Annotated in this window: 13 protein-coding genes and 1 pseudogene; 10 read left to right on the plus strand and 4 right to left on the minus strand. The window is 41.9% G+C overall.

Features of this window, described 5'->3' with window-relative positions:
- The first annotated feature begins 118 nt into the window (after window positions 1-118).
- The 6 genes and pseudogenes from gtfA (at window position 119) to ADI58_RS01830 (ending at window position 5,960) form a co-directional block, all read left to right on the plus strand.
- The gene (gtfA, locus tag ADI58_RS01810; RefSeq protein ID WP_049521235.1) at window positions 119-1,561 is read left to right on the plus strand and encodes a sucrose phosphorylase; all 1,443 of its coding nucleotides are present in this window, start codon (window positions 119-121) and stop codon (window positions 1,559-1,561) included.
- 137 nt (window positions 1,562-1,698) lie between these two features.
- Window positions 1,699-2,892, plus strand: a complete 1,194-nt coding sequence (locus tag ADI58_RS01815; protein ID WP_004242420.1) for an O-antigen ligase family protein — start codon at window positions 1,699-1,701, stop codon at window positions 2,890-2,892.
- Window positions 2,893-3,035: 143 nt separating this feature from the next.
- A complete protein-coding gene (locus ADI58_RS01820; RefSeq protein WP_049521236.1) occupies window positions 3,036-3,479 on the plus strand; it encodes a MarR family winged helix-turn-helix transcriptional regulator in 444 nt (147 codons plus the stop codon).
- Window positions 3,480-3,513: 34 nt separating this feature from the next.
- Window positions 3,514-3,705: pseudogene (locus ADI58_RS10550) on the plus strand (nuclear transport factor 2 family protein); the annotation flags it as partial.
- A 13-nt stretch (window positions 3,706-3,718) separates the two neighbouring features.
- On the plus strand, window positions 3,719-4,447 hold the full coding sequence (locus ADI58_RS01825) for an ATP-binding cassette domain-containing protein (protein ID WP_049521237.1): 729 nt from the start codon (window positions 3,719-3,721) through the stop codon (window positions 4,445-4,447).
- On the plus strand, window positions 4,440-5,960 hold the full coding sequence (locus ADI58_RS01830) for an ABC transporter permease/substrate-binding protein (RefSeq protein WP_049521238.1): 1,521 nt from the start codon (window positions 4,440-4,442) through the stop codon (window positions 5,958-5,960). The genes ADI58_RS01825 and ADI58_RS01830 overlap by 8 nt, the downstream gene beginning before the upstream one ends.
- Before the next feature lie 137 nt (window positions 5,961-6,097).
- Here the strand turns inward: ADI58_RS01830 and ADI58_RS01835 are convergent, their stop codons facing one another.
- Complete coding sequence (locus ADI58_RS01835) at window positions 6,098-6,634, minus strand: TetR/AcrR family transcriptional regulator (protein WP_033676414.1); 537 nt, start codon at window positions 6,632-6,634, stop codon at window positions 6,098-6,100.
- Between the two features lie 132 nt (window positions 6,635-6,766).
- Between ADI58_RS01835 and ADI58_RS01840 the strand changes: the two genes are divergently transcribed.
- Window positions 6,767-7,624: a cation diffusion facilitator family transporter gene (locus ADI58_RS01840; protein WP_049521239.1), complete on the plus strand. Its 858-nt coding sequence runs from the start codon at window positions 6,767-6,769 to the stop codon at window positions 7,622-7,624.
- Between the two features lie 61 nt (window positions 7,625-7,685).
- Here the strand turns inward: ADI58_RS01840 and galR are convergent, their stop codons facing one another.
- Entirely contained in the window at window positions 7,686-8,690 is a 1,005-nt protein-coding gene (gene galR / locus ADI58_RS01845; protein WP_049521240.1) for a DNA-binding transcriptional regulator GalR, read from the minus strand.
- 165 nt (window positions 8,691-8,855) lie between these two features.
- Between galR and ADI58_RS01850 the strand changes: the two genes are divergently transcribed.
- The 3 genes from ADI58_RS01850 to ADI58_RS01860 all read left to right on the plus strand — a co-directional run bounded on the left by ADI58_RS01850 (window position 8,856) and on the right by ADI58_RS01860 (window position 12,008).
- Complete coding sequence (locus ADI58_RS01850) at window positions 8,856-10,034, plus strand: galactokinase (protein ID WP_049521241.1); 1,179 nt, start codon at window positions 8,856-8,858, stop codon at window positions 10,032-10,034.
- Between the two features lie 18 nt (window positions 10,035-10,052).
- Window positions 10,053-11,534 carry a UDP-glucose--hexose-1-phosphate uridylyltransferase gene (locus ADI58_RS01855; protein WP_049521244.1) on the plus strand — a complete coding sequence of 494 codons (1,482 nt, stop codon included), beginning with the start codon at window positions 10,053-10,055 and terminating at the stop codon, window positions 11,532-11,534.
- Window positions 11,535-11,603: 69 nt separating this feature from the next.
- A complete protein-coding gene (locus tag ADI58_RS01860; RefSeq protein WP_000651223.1) occupies window positions 11,604-12,008 on the plus strand; it encodes a PaaI family thioesterase in 405 nt (134 codons plus the stop codon).
- Window positions 12,009-12,040: 32 nt separating this feature from the next.
- On the opposite strand, the gene ADI58_RS01865 is transcribed toward ADI58_RS01860, so the two are convergent.
- Both ADI58_RS01865 and ADI58_RS01870 read right to left on the minus strand, forming a co-directional pair.
- Window positions 12,041-13,303, minus strand: a complete 1,263-nt coding sequence (locus ADI58_RS01865) for a nucleobase:cation symporter-2 family protein (RefSeq protein ID WP_049521242.1) — start codon at window positions 13,301-13,303, stop codon at window positions 12,041-12,043.
- On the minus strand, window positions 13,303-13,884 hold the full coding sequence (locus ADI58_RS01870) for a xanthine phosphoribosyltransferase (protein WP_049521243.1): 582 nt from the start codon (window positions 13,882-13,884) through the stop codon (window positions 13,303-13,305). The genes ADI58_RS01865 and ADI58_RS01870 overlap by 1 nt, the downstream gene beginning before the upstream one ends.
- Between the last annotated feature and the right edge of the window lie 43 nt (window positions 13,885-13,927).

Consider the following 13,927-nt stretch of genomic DNA (forward strand, 5'->3'; position numbering starts at 1 on the left):
GAGGTTGCAGATGGAAGCTGACGTGGTTTGAAGAGATTTTCGAAGAGTATAACATGAATTTGATTTACGAAGCCAGGTCATATGAGACTTGGCTTCAATTAGAAAAAGGAGAGTAATGATGCCAATTCAGAATAAAACCATGTTGATTACCTATTCAGATAGTCTGGGAAATAATCTTAAAGACTTATATGAGAATTTGGAAGAGCATTTTGGAGATGCTATTGGAGGAGTTCACCTTTTACCATTTTTCCCATCAACAGGTGATCGTGGATTTGCGCCAGTTGACTACGACGAAGTGGACTCAGCTTTTGGTGATTGGGAGGATATTAAGCGTTTAGGTGAGAAATATTATCTTATGTTTGACTTTATGATTAATCATATTTCTCGTCAATCCAAGTATTATAAGGACTATCAAGAAAAACATGAAGCCAGTGAATTTAAAGATCTCTTTTTAAACTGGGATAAGTTTTGGCCGGAAAATCGTCCGACACAAGCTGATGTAGACTTAATTTACAAGCGTAAGAATCGTGCACCAAAGCAAGAGATTGTCTTTGAAGATGGGTCAGTGGAACATTTGTGGAATACCTTTGGTGAGGAGCAGATTGATCTTGATGTGACCAAAGAAGTAACGATGGAATTTATCCGTAAGACCATTCAGCACTTGGCAAGTAATGGGTGTGATTTGATTCGTCTAGATGCCTTTGCTTATGCAGTGAAGAAATTGGATACTAATGATTTCTTTGTAGAACCAGATATTTGGGATTTACTGGACAAAGTTCGAGATATCGCTGCTGAGTATGGGACAGAGCTTTTACCTGAGATTCATGAACACTATTCGATTCAGTTTAAAATAGCAGACCATGATTACTATGTTTATGATTTTGCTCTTCCAATGGTGACACTTTATACTCTTTACAGTTCCAGAACAGAGCGTTTGGCTAAGTGGTTAAAGATGAGCCCAATGAAGCAATTTACGACGCTAGACACCCATGATGGGATTGGAGTGGTGGATGTCAAGGATATCCTGACTGATGAGGAAATCGAATATGCTTCAAATGAGCTCTATAAGGTTGGAGCTAATGTCAAACGTAAGTACTCTAGTGCAGAGTATAACAATCTAGATATCTACCAAATCAATTCAACCTATTATTCTGCGCTTGGAGATGATGATGTCAAGTATTTCCTTGCACGATTAATTCAAGCTTTTGCCCCAGGTATTCCTCAGGTTTACTATGTAGGTATATTAGCAGGAAAGAATGATTTGAAATTATTAGAAGAAACTAAAGAAGGTCGAAATATTAATCGTCATTACTATAGCAATGAGGAAATAGCAGAAGAGGTCCAACGTCCTGTAGTGAAGGCACTTCTCAATCTATTTTCTTTCCGTAATCGATCAGTAGCATTTGATTTAGAAGGAACTATTGACGTTGAAACACCAACAGCCCACAGCATTGTAATCAAGCGTCAAAATAAAGATAAGTCCGTAACAGCAGTAGCAGAAATTGATTTGCAAAATCAGACTTATCGGGTAATTGAGAACGGAATTGAAGTAACATTTTGAAGCCTTGATATGGTTGATAAAATAGGGTTTTTATTTTAGAAAACGTTTCCTTTGTTTTCAAATTGCTAAAAAAGTGGTACAATATAGGGTAGCTTACTATTATCTGAATCAACTGATTTGGAGAGAAAGGATTCATTTTGAAATCAATAGGCTTTATTGAAAAGCTGAAAGGGTTGTCTAGTAAAGAGCTGATTTTATTGGGAATTATCCTGAGTATCTTTTTACCCTTTTATCTTTTTGTAGTTGTATTCTGTTTATATATTATCAGTTTAATTTTCACAGGAGACATGAAAAGTATTCTTCAGAAAATGGGGGAGCATCCGATGCTGCTTCTTTTTCTTGGCTATAGTACTGTTATATCCGTTTTTGCACAAAATTGGATGGGAGTTGTGGCTTCAGTAGGAATTTTTCTATTTACTGTTTTCTTTTTGCACTATCAGTCGATTTTATCACATAAATTCTTTCGATTGATTTTGCAGCTCGTCTTGTTTGGTAGCGTCTTGTCAGCTGCTTTTGCGAGTTTAGAACATTTCCAAATTGTGAAGAAATTTAATTATGCTTTTCTTTCACCCAATATGCAGGTGTGGCATCAGAATCGTGCAGAAGTGACCTTCTTTAATCCTAATTATTATGGAATTATTTGTTGTTTCTGTATCATGATTGCCTTCTATCTGTTTACAACGACCAAGTTGAATTGGTTGAAAGTATTCTGTGTGTTTGCAGGCTTTGTGAATCTCTTTGGATTGAACTTTACTCAAAATCGAACTGCCTTTCCTGCTATTATCGCTGGAGCAATCATCTATCTCTTTACGACCATTAAAAACTGGAAGGCCTTTTGGCTTAGTATTGGGGTCTTTGCGATTGGCTTGAGCTTCCTCTTTTCCAGTGATTTAGGAGTTCGGATGGGGACTTTAGACTCTTCTATGGAAGAACGAATTTCTATCTGGGATGCTGGGATGGCCTTGTTTAAGCAAAATCCTTTTTGGGGCGAGGGGCCATTGACCTACATGCACTCGTATCCTCGGATAAATGCTCCTTATCATGAACATGCTCACAGTCTTTATATTGATACGATTCTGAGTTACGGAATTGTAGGGACTATTTTATTAGTTTTGTCTTCTGTTGCTCCTGTTCGCTTGATGATGGATATGAGTCAGGAGTCGGGGAAACGTCCGATTATCGGTCTTTATCTGTCTTTCCTTACAGTGGTTGCTGTGCACGGAATCTTTGACTTGGCTCTCTTCTGGATTCAGTCAGGTTTCATTTTCTTGCTAGTTATGTGCAGTGTTCCATTGGAGCATCGAACGTTGGTATCGGACATGACGGATTAAGTTTATAAGATTAGAATCTTCTACCTTGGGTGGGAGATTTTTTACTGGAAAAAATTATTTCTAAATCGAAATAGTTGACAGTTAGAATGATGAGTGTTACAATTATTTTATTCGTTTCGATATGGAAATAAATTGGAGGTGTCATGAAAGATAGTCATTTGGTAGCCCATCATATTCGTTTGTTGAATGGGCGGATTTTTCAAAAGTTACTAAGTCGGGATCCTGAAGCTCTTTATCGGAGTGAACAGGGGAAGATTTTAGCGGTTTTATGGAATAGTGAAACTGGCTGCGCAACTGCGACAGATATTGCTCTGGAAACTGGGCTTGCTAACAATACACTGACGACGATGATAAAAAAGCTTGAGGAACAAAATCTTGTAACTATTAGTCCATGTGGAGAAGATAAGCGTAAGAAGTATTTGGTTTTAACAGAGTTGGGGAAGTCTCAGAAAGAAGTGGGGCGTCGTGTCAGTCAGAAATTGGATACGATCTTTTACAAAGGATTTTCAGAGGAAGAAATTCGTCAGTTTGAAGCCTTTCAAGAAAGAATTTTGGCTAATCTAAAAGAGGAGGAAAATGAGGTTTAAAATGGAGCAAATTAGCTGTTTATAAGTAAAGGCCACTTTTGACTTTGTTTTCCAACTCTTAGGACAAGGAAACTATGTGGTTAGCTATGGTCAGACTCAGATTGATGGAGTTGCCTATGCCCAGTACGATATCTTTCGTCTAGAAAACGGGAAAATTGTGGAGCATTGGGACAATAAGGAAGTCATGCCTAAGGTAGAAGACTTGACCAATCGAGGGAAGTTTTAAATGAGGACAAAGAATGATTGAATACAAAAATGTGGCGCTACGCTACACAGAAAAAGATATCTTGAGAGATGTCAATTTACGAATTGAGAATGGCGAGTTTATGGTTTTAGTTGGTCCATCTGGATCCGGTAAGACGACCATGATTAAGATGGTCAACCGCCTCTTGGAACCGACTGATGGAAATATTTATATGGATGGCAAGCGTATCAAAGACTATGATGAGCGTGAACTTCGTCTTTCTACTGGTTATGTTTTACAGGCTATTGCTCTCTTTCCTAATCTAACGGTCGCGGAAAATATTGCCCTGATTCCTGAGATGAAGGGCTGGACTAAGGAAGAAATTGCTCAGAAAACAGAAGAGCTTTTGGTAAAGGTTGGTTTACCAGTAGCTGAGTATGGGCATCGTTTGCCTAGTGAATTATCTGGTGGAGAACAGCAACGGGTCGGTATTGTTCGTGCTATGATTGGTCAGCCTAAGATTCTCCTCATGGATGAACCTTTTTCAGCCTTGGATGCTATTTCGAGAAAACAGTTGCAGATTCTGACGAAAGAATTGCATAAAGAATTTGGGATGACAACGATTTTTGTAACCCATGATACGGATGAAGCTTTGAAGTTGGCGGACCGTATTGCTGTCTTGCAGGATGGAGAGATTCGCCAGGTAGCGAATCCCGAGACCATTTTAAAAGCCCCTGCAACAGAATTTGTAGCAGACTTGTTTGGAGGTAGTGTTCATGACTAATTTAATTGCAACTTTTCAGGATCGTTTTAGTGATTGGTTGACAGCTCTATCTCAACATTTGCAGTTGTCACTTTTGACCCTGTTACTAGCTATTTTTATCGCGATTCCTTTGGCTGTTTATCTTCGCTATCATGAGAAGTTGGCGGATTGGGTTTTGCAGATTGCAGGGATTTTCCAGACTATCCCGTCACTGGCCTTGTTGGGACTATTTATCCCCTTGATGGGAATTGGGACCTTACCGGCTTTGACAGCTCTAGTGATTTATGCGATTTTTCCGATTTTGCAAAATACCATCACTGGGCTGAAAGGAATTGATCCGAACCTGCAAGAGGCTGGGATTGCCTTTGGGATGACCAGATGGGAACGTCTCAAGAAGTTTGAACTTCCACTTGCCATGCCTGTTATGATGTCTGGGATTCGGACGGCAGCTGTCTTGATTATCGGTACGGCAACCTTGGCTGCCTTGATTGGTGCAGGGGGGCTGGGTTCCTTTATCCTTTTGGGAATTGACCGTAATAATGCCAGTCTGATTTTGATCGGGGCCCTTTCTTCTGCAGTACTTGCTATTGCCTTTAACTTCCTACTAAAAGTGATGGAAAAAGCAAAATTGCGGACGATTTTTTCTGGTTTTGCCTTGGTGACCATATTGCTTGGTTTGTCTTATAGCCCAGCCCTCTTAGCTCAAAAAGAAAAAGAAAACTTGGTCATTGCTGGGAAATTGGGTCCAGAACCAGAAATCTTGGCCAATATGTATAAGTTGCTGATTGAAGAAAACACCAGTATGACTGCGACTGTTAAACCAAATTTTGGGAAAACAAGCTTTCTTTATGAAGCTTTGAAAAAAGGCGATATTGACATCTATCCTGAATTTACAGGTACGGTGACTGAAAGCTTACTTCAACCATCACCTAAAGTAGGTCATGAGCCAGAGCAGGTTTATCAGGTGGCGCGTGATGGTATCGCCAAACAGGATCATCTAGCTTATCTCAAACCAATGTCTTATCAAAATACCTATGCTGTAGCTGTTCCGAAAAAGATTGCTCAAGAATATGGCTTGAAGACCATTTCGGACTTGAAAAAAGTGGAAGGGCAACTGAAGGCAGGTTTTACACTCGAATTTAATGACCGTGAAGATGGCAATAAGGGCTTGCAATCAATGTACGGTCTCAATCTCAATGTAGCGACTATGGAGCCAGCTCTTCGCTATCAGGCAATTCAGTCAGGCGATATTCAAATCACGGACGCCTATTCAACCGATGCAGAGTTGGCGCGTTATGATTTGCAGGTCTTGGAAGATGACAAGCAACTCTTCCCACCTTACCAAGGGGCTCCACTGATGAAAGAAGCTCTTCTCAAGAAACATCCAGAGTTGGAAACAGTTCTCAATAAATTGGCTGGTAAAATTACTGAAAGCCAGATGAGCCAGCTCAACTACCAAGTCGGTGTTGAAGGCAAGTCAGCAGAACAAGTAGCCAAGGAGTTTCTACAAGAACAAGGTTTGTTGAAGAAATAGTTTGAAAATGTCAAACTCAACTTTGTTAAACGACCATATAGAAGAACGCTCAGACAATGTTGTCTGGGCTTTTTTGATTGTTGAAAAGATAAAAACTCAGTAGCCTAGAAATAAGGCAACTGAGCTCTACTCTGTATTCAATTTTTAGGAATGAGAAGGTCTAGATAAAACTGGACAACTTCCTGGTATGTAAAGTCTTGTCCTTTTTTGAGCCACCAGGTCAATGTCTCGATAAAGTTGGACACGACCAAGTGTTGGAGGTAAGAAGTAGGCAGATTAGTGTGGGCTTCTTTTAACTCATCAGCCAACATGGGATAGACATGGTGTTCTAGCTCTTTATGGAGTTGACGGAGGAAGTAGTCATTTTTGGAAAATAGCAGACTGGTGATATGGTCTTGGTTTTTCTGAAAATGAAGAAAGAGGTGGGCGAGGTAGTCCTCAGTTGAAATGGGTTGCTCTCTTTCAAAGAGATGATGAAAGAGGTAGCGGCAAAGCTCGTCCAGAAGTAGTTCCTTGCTCTCATAGTGACAGTAAAAGGTGGAACGTCCAACATCTGCGAGTTCAATGATATCCTGAACTGTAGTGGATTCGTAGCCCTTATCGTTCAAAAGTTGTAGAAAAGCTTGAAAGATGGCTTTTTTTGTTTTGCTGATACGGCGGTCAATCTTAGTCATATAGACACTTGAGGCAAATTGTTCAGAACTGAATAAAGCTGACCTTTTGCTTCTATCCTTTCTTTGAGTTTTAGTGGATAATGATAATGAACAAGGTGTTCATAAATCTATTATAACAAAGGAATGAGAAAGATGAAGGCAAAATATACTGTTTGGATAGCTTTTTTCTTAAATTTAAGCTATGCTATTGTTGAGTTTATCGCAGGAGGAATATTTGGTTCGAGTGCCGTTCTCGCTGATTCTGTTCATGACTTGGGAGATGCTATAGCCATTGGCATATCAGCCCTTCTAGAAACAATCTCCAATCGTGAAGAAGATAGGCATTACACCTTGGGTTACAAGCGATTTAGTCTTTTAGGGGCCCTGGTGACTGCTGTGATTCTTATCACAGGATCCATCCTAGTGATTTTGGAAAATATAGCGAAAATCTTTCATCCACAATCGGTCAATGATGAGGGGATTTTCTGGTTAGGAATTATTGCGATTACTATCAATGTGCTAGCGAGTCTCGTCATTCGCAAAGGACAAACCAAGAACGAATCCATTCTCAGCCTGCACTTTCTGGAAGATACCTTGGGTTGGGTGGCTGTCATCCTGATGGCCATTGTTCTTCGATTTACCGATTGGTATATCTTGGATCCGCTCTTGTCTATTGCTATTTCCTTCTTTATTCTGTCAAAAGCCCTTCCACGTTTTTGGAGCACGCTCAAGATATTCCTCGATGCAGTGCCAGAAGGAGTAGATATCCAGAAGATCAAGACGGATTTAGCAGAATTGGATCATGTCGCTAGTATCAATCAGCTTAATCTCTGGACTATGGATGGTTTGGAAAAAAATGCCATTGTCCATGTTTGTTTAAAAGAGATGGAGCATATGGAAACTTGTAAAGAATCTATTCGAATTTTCCTCAAAGATTGTGGCTTTCAAAATATTACCATTGAAGTTGATGTTGATCTAGAAAGTCACCAAGCACATAAGCGAAAGGTGTGAGTTGGAGCGGAATCATAGAGATTATTAGAGAAACAGCCTTGCTAGCGGTCGTTTTGTAATTCTAATCATTCTTTGTACTCTCTCTCAGAGTCAGTCTGGTTCCCAGCATGGTTAGACTAGGGATTTTCCGACCGTGGAGTACTTCCTTGTTAAGAATATCCATACCTGCTCGGCCCATTTCTTCAGTATAAACCGTGATGCTAGAAAGGGGAGGATAAACTTGTTTGGTCAGACTAGTGTCGTTAAAGGAAATGAGGCTGACGCGGTCTGGTAGGCTGATTCCAGCTTCTTGGAGGGCACGGAGGGCACCGATGGCTAAACTATCGCTGGCTGCGAAAAAGGCTGGCGGGAGTTGGTCTCCTAAGTTCTGAATGGCCTCCTTCATTAAGTCATAGCCAGACTGGGCGGTAAAGCTTCCTTGAAAGACCAGTTCATCATGATAGATTCCCTTTGTTTGACTGTAGTTCTTAAAATTTTCCAGCCGCTTGTCCTGAATGATTTCTTCTTGGTCGGTTGTTTCTTCAAGGCCTGTTAGAATCCCAATACGGTCCATCCCTTGACTGAGGAAATAATCGACAACCTGTTTCATGGCAGTGTAAAAGTCCGTGATAATGCAGGTGTGTCCCAGTGAGAGGGTATCACTGTCTAGAAAGACAAGAGGCTTTTGGTATTCTTCAAAGGCAGAAATCTGAGCTCGACTAAACTTTCCGATGCAGAGAATCCCAATCACCTCCTCGCTTAGTGTAAAAGGATGGTCATTAAAATAGCGCAAGATATCATAGTCCAGTTCTTGGGCTCTTTTTTCTATTCCTAGGCGAATCTGGTAGTAGTAGAGATCGTCCAACTCCCCTTGTTCGCTGACCCATTGGATAATGGCAATCTTTTGCTTGGGCTTGTGGGACTCGCCTGTCTTGAGGTGTTTGGTGTAGCCTAACTCTTCAGCAACGGTTAAAATACGGTGCCTGGTTTCTTCTGTAACAGATAGACTCTGGTCGCGGTTGAGGACACGGGATACGGTCGCGATAGAGACAGAGGCTAGCTGTGCAATGTCTTTTAAGGTAGCCATAAATCCTCCTTCTTTTATGTTAGTATATCATATTTTTTCTGCCTTTTACCGATATTTTAGTAAAAGTTTAGTAAAAAGGATTGACCTTGGAAAATCCCTTGGATACAATAGAAGAAAACGATTACACGTTAAGGTGACTTAACGGACAGTAAAAGGAGAATTCATATGACACAACATCTTACTGCTGAAGCTCTTCGTAAAGACTTTCTTGCTGTTTTTGGTCAAGAAGCAGACCAAACTTTCTTCTCACCAGGTCGTATCAATCTGATTGGTGAACACACAGACTACAACGGTGGGCACGTTTTTCCTGCTGCTATTTCCTTGGGAACTTACGGCGTAGCTCGCAAGCGTGACGATCAAGTCTTGCGTTTCTACTCAGCTAACTTTGAGGACAAGGGTATTATCGAAGTGCCTCTCGCTGACCTCAAGTTTGAAAAAGAGCACAACTGGACCAATTATCCAAAAGGAGTTCTTCATTTCTTGCAAGAAGCTGGGTATGTGATTGACAAAGGTTTTGATTTTTATGTTTATGGGAATATCCCAAATGGTGCTGGCTTGTCTTCTTCAGCATCCTTGGAACTTTTGACAGGAGTCGTGGCAGAGCATCTCTTTGATTTAAAATTAGACCGTCTCGATTTGGTTAAAATTGGAAAACAAACAGAAAATAACTTTATCGGAGTCAACTCTGGTATCATGGACCAGTTTGCTATTGGTATGGGGGCTGACCAACGTGCTATTTATCTAGATACCAACACCTTGGAGTATGACTTGGTGCCACTTGATTTGAAGGACAATGTCGTTGTTATCATGAACACTAACAAACGCCGTGAATTGGCGGACTCTAAATACAATGAACGTCGTGCTGAGTGTGAAAAGGCAGTGAAAGAATTGCAAGTTGCCTTAGATATTCAGACTTTGGGTGAATTGGACGAGTGGGCCTTTGACCAATACAGCTATCTGATTAAAGATGAAAATCGTTTGAAACGTGCTCGCCATGCTGTGCTTGAAAACCAACGTACCCTCAAAGCTCAAGCAGCCCTTCAAGCAGGAGATTTGGAAACATTTGGTCGTTTGATGAATGCGTCACACGTTTCCCTAGAGCATGACTATGAAGTAACTGGTTTGGAATTGGATACTCTTGTTCATACAGCTTGGGGACAAGAAGGAGTTCTCGGTGCTCGTATGACAGGGGCTGGTTTTGGCGGCTGTGCCATTGCTTTGGTGCAAAAAGATGCTGTTGATACCTTTAAGGAAGCTGTAGGCAAGCATTACGAAGAAGTAGTTGGCTACGCTCCAAGTTTCTATATCGCTGAAGTTGCAGGTGGCACTCGCGTCCTTGACTAGTCAAAAGGAGGCTTTATGGTGACCTTAGTAGATAAATTTGTAACACATGTCATTTCTGAAAGTTCATTTGAGGAAATGGATCGAATCTACCTGACCAATCGTGTCTTGGCACGAGTGGGAGACGGTGTTTTGGAAGTTGAGACGGATCTGGATAAAGTGATTGACCTCAAGGACAAGCTGGTTGAGGAAGCCGTTCGATTAGAGACGATTGAAGATAGTCAGACTGCGCGTGAAATCCTTGGTGCTGAACTGCTGGACTTGATGACTCCTTGTCCGAGTCAGGTCAATAGTGACTTTTGGGCAACCTACGCCCACTCTCCTGAGCAAGCGATAGAGGATTTTTACCAACTCAGTCAAAAAAATGACTACATCAAACTCAAGGCCATTGCTAAAAATATCGCTTATCGTGTTCCATCTGATTACGGTGAGCTTGAAATTACCATCAACCTCTCTAAGCCTGAAAAGGATCCCAAAGAGATTGCGGCAGCCAAGTTGGTGCAAGCTAGTAATTATCCTCAGTGTCAGCTTTGTCTAGAGAATGAGGGCTACCATGGTCGAGTCAACCACCCAGCCCGTAGCAATCACCGAATTATCCGCTTTGAAATGGCTGGTCAGGAGTGGGGCTTCCAGTATTCGCCCTTTGCTTATTTTAATGAGCACTGTATTTTCTTAGATGGCCAACATCGTCCCATGGCCATTAGTCGTCAGAGTTTTGAGCGTCTGCTGACTATCGTAGAGCAGTTTCCAGGATATTTTGCTGGCTCTAATGCCGACCTACCGATTGTTGGGGGCTCTATTCTAACTCATGATCATTATCAGGGAGGCCGTCACGTCTTTCCGATGGAATTGGCTCCCTTGCAAAAGACTTTTCAATTTGCAGGTTTTGAGCAGGTCAAGGCTGGAATTGTCAAGTGGCCTATGTCAGTGTTGCGTTTGACTTCGGATTCCAAAGAAGATTTGATCAACTTAGCTGACAAGATTTTGCAGGAATGGCGTCAGTATTCAGATCCTGCCGTGCAGATTTTGGCAGAAACAGACGGGACACCGCATCACACCATCACACCTATAGCGCGTAAGCGTGATGGACAGTTTGAGTTGGACTTGGTCTTGAGGAACAATCAGACTTCTGCAGAACATCCTGATGGCATCTATCATCCTCACAAGGATGTCCAACATATCAAGAAGGAAAATATCGGCTTGATTGAGGTCATGGGCTTGGCAATCTTGCCACCACGTTTGAAAGAAGAAGTGGAGCAAGTTGCTAGCTATCTTGTAGGAGAAGCTGATACAGTTGCCGATTATCATCAGGAATGGGCAGACCAACTTAGAGCCCAATATCCAGACATAACAGATAAAGAAAAAGTACTTGAAATCGTCAAGGACTCTGTTGGTGCTATCTTTGCACGTGTGCTTGAGGACGCAGGAGTCTACAAGCAGACAGAACAAGGACAGGCAGCCTTTATGCGCTTTGTGGAACAGGTCGGAATTTTATCAGACTAGGAGCTTTCTCCTTGCACAGTCCTATAAAAAGTAGTATCATAGTGTCGTTTGAAATATCAGGAGGAAACGATGAAAGACTTTCATTTTGACGCTATATCTGCCTTTGAAAATTACGAAATTGAACAAATGAGAGATGGTCACGTTGTGGTGACGACCAAAGTAGTGGACTCGTCGCTCAACTACTATGGCAATGCCCATGGTGGCTATCTTTTCACACTCTGTGACCAAATCAGTGGTTTGGTGGTTATCTCGCTGGGGCTTGATGGGGTGACACTCCAATCTTCTATCAACTACCTCAAGGCAGGAAAACTCGACGATGTGTTGACCATTAAAGGAGAATGCGTCCATCAAGGTCGTACAACCTGTGTAGTGGATGTCGATATCACCAATCAAGAAGGCAGAAACGTCTGCAAAGCAACCTTTACCATGTTTGTCACAGGCCAGCGGTCAGAAGACAGACAGGTAAGGATATAGAGAAACAAAAAAGAGGTTCACACCTCTTTTTCTCATTTCTTTTTATGATTTAATACTGCATTGAGGACAATGGCGAGTAGGCTGGCTACGACGATTCCGTTTGAGAAGAACATTTGGAAGGCTGTTGGCATGTTGACAAAGAGATTACTGTTGTTGAGTCCGACACCTGCAGCGATTGATACAGCTGCTATAAGGAAGTTGTGTTCATTGTTAGCAAAGTCAACACGGGAGAGGATTTGCATCCCTTGAATCGATACAAAACCAAACATCACCAGCATGGCACCACCGAGGACAGGGCTCGGAATGATTTGGGCAAGGGCGCCAAACTTAGGAAGGAGTCCAAGGAGAACCAGGAAACCAGCCGCGTAGTAGATTGGAAGACGAGTCTTGATACCTGATAATTTAACCAAACCAACGTTTTGTGAAAATCCTGTGTAAGGGAAGGTGTTAAAGATTCCTCCGAGAAGTACGGCCAAACCTTCTGCGCGGTAACCGTTGCGCAGGCGTGTGCTGTCGATCGGATCTTTTGTGATATCAGACAAGGCTAGGTAAACACCGGTAGACTCAACCATAGAAACGGTTGCGATGATACACATCATGACAATCGATGAGATTTCAAAAGTTGGCATCCCAAAGTAGAGTGGAGTTGGGACATGGACAAGAGGCGCTGCCGCAACAGGAGAGAAGTCAACCAAGCCCATGCTAGCAGCGATGGCAGTTCCAACAACCAGACCAATCAAAATAGAGATAGACTTGATAAATCCTTTAGTAAAGATGTTAATCAAGAGGATAATCAAAACAGTGATAGCTGCAAGCAAGAGACTTTGACCAGTTGGCTCTGGAACGTTATTTCCCATATTTCCAATAGCGACAGGGATCAAGGTTAAACCAATCGTAGTAATAACAGATCCTGTTACGATAGAAGGGAAGAGATTGGCCACTTTTGAGAAGATGCCTGAAACAAGAACCACGTAAATCCCTGATGCGATAAGGGCACCAAACATAGCACCACTACCATGGCTTTGCCCAATCATAATCAAGGGAGCGACCGACTGAAAGGCGACTCCAAGAACGACTGGGAGTCCAATACCAAAGTATTTGTTGAGTTGGAGTTGGAGGAAGGTTGCCACACCACACATGAAGATATCAGTGGAAATCAGGTAGGTCAACTGCTCAGTTGAATAGCCAAGGGCTGTCGCAATCATGATAGGAACCAGGATGGATCCTGAGTACATGGCTAGTAAGTGCTGCAAGCCAAGAACGGCTGCTTGCGAGTGTTTTTCTTGAGTTTGCATTAGAGATCTGCCTCCTTAAATATGACTTGACCATTTTCAAAACGATCCAAACGAGCGAGTGATAGAACAGGGTAGCCTGCTTTTTCAAGCAGATCACGACCATCTTGGAAAGATTTTTCAATCACAATACCGATAGCTTCGACTGTTGCTCCAGCCTGTTCGATGATTTGAATCAAGCATTTGGCAGCTTGGCCATTAGCAAGGAAATCGTCGATAATCAAGACCTTGTCCTCTGGTGAGAGGAATTTTCCAGCGATAGAAACAGTGCTGGTCACTTGCTTGGTAAAGGAGTAAACTTCGGCAGTTAAGATACCTTCGTTCATAGTGATGTTTTTAGCTTTTTTAGCGAAAATCATGGGAACGTTTAAGGCTTCAGCTGTAAAAATGGCAGGGGCAATACCTGACGCTTCAATGGTCACGACCTTGGTAATGCAAGCAGAAGCAAATTTTTCCGCAAAAACCTTACCAATCTCTCTCATCAAGCTAAAGTCAACTTGGTGGGTTAAAAAGGAATCCACCTTGAGGATGTTATCACCCAAGATATGCCCATCCTTGAGGATGCGCTCTTCTAATAATTTCATAAGACCTCCTAAAGTCTAAAAGCCAATCCATTTGCTTGTTTAT

The organism is Streptococcus mitis, from assembly GCF_001074635.1.
Lineage (GTDB): Bacteria > Bacillota > Bacilli > Lactobacillales > Streptococcaceae > Streptococcus > Streptococcus mitis_E.

Coding starts and splice junctions, on each gene's coding strand:
- ADI58_RS01825 (WP_049521237.1), top strand. CDS start 3,719: ATGATTGAATACAAAAATGTGGCGCTACGCTACACAGAAAAAGATATC.
- ADI58_RS01840 (WP_049521239.1), top strand. CDS start 6,767: ATGAAGGCAAAATATACTGTTTGGATAGCTTTTTTCTTAAATTTAAGC.
- gtfA (WP_049521235.1), top strand. CDS start 119: ATGCCAATTCAGAATAAAACCATGTTGATTACCTATTCAGATAGTCTG.
- ADI58_RS01860 (WP_000651223.1), top strand. CDS start 11,604: ATGAAAGACTTTCATTTTGACGCTATATCTGCCTTTGAAAATTACGAA.
- ADI58_RS01870 (WP_049521243.1), bottom strand. CDS start 13,884: ATGAAATTATTAGAAGAGCGCATCCTCAAGGATGGGCATATCTTGGGT.
- galR (WP_049521240.1), bottom strand. CDS start 8,690: ATGGCTACCTTAAAAGACATTGCACAGCTAGCCTCTGTCTCTATCGCG.
- ADI58_RS01865 (WP_049521242.1), bottom strand. CDS start 13,303: ATGCAAACTCAAGAAAAACACTCGCAAGCAGCCGTTCTTGGCTTGCAG.
- ADI58_RS01820 (WP_049521236.1), top strand. CDS start 3,036: ATGAAAGATAGTCATTTGGTAGCCCATCATATTCGTTTGTTGAATGGG.
- ADI58_RS01830 (WP_049521238.1), top strand. CDS start 4,440: ATGACTAATTTAATTGCAACTTTTCAGGATCGTTTTAGTGATTGGTTG.
- ADI58_RS01835 (WP_033676414.1), bottom strand. CDS start 6,634: ATGACTAAGATTGACCGCCGTATCAGCAAAACAAAAAAAGCCATCTTT.
- ADI58_RS01850 (WP_049521241.1), top strand. CDS start 8,856: ATGACACAACATCTTACTGCTGAAGCTCTTCGTAAAGACTTTCTTGCT.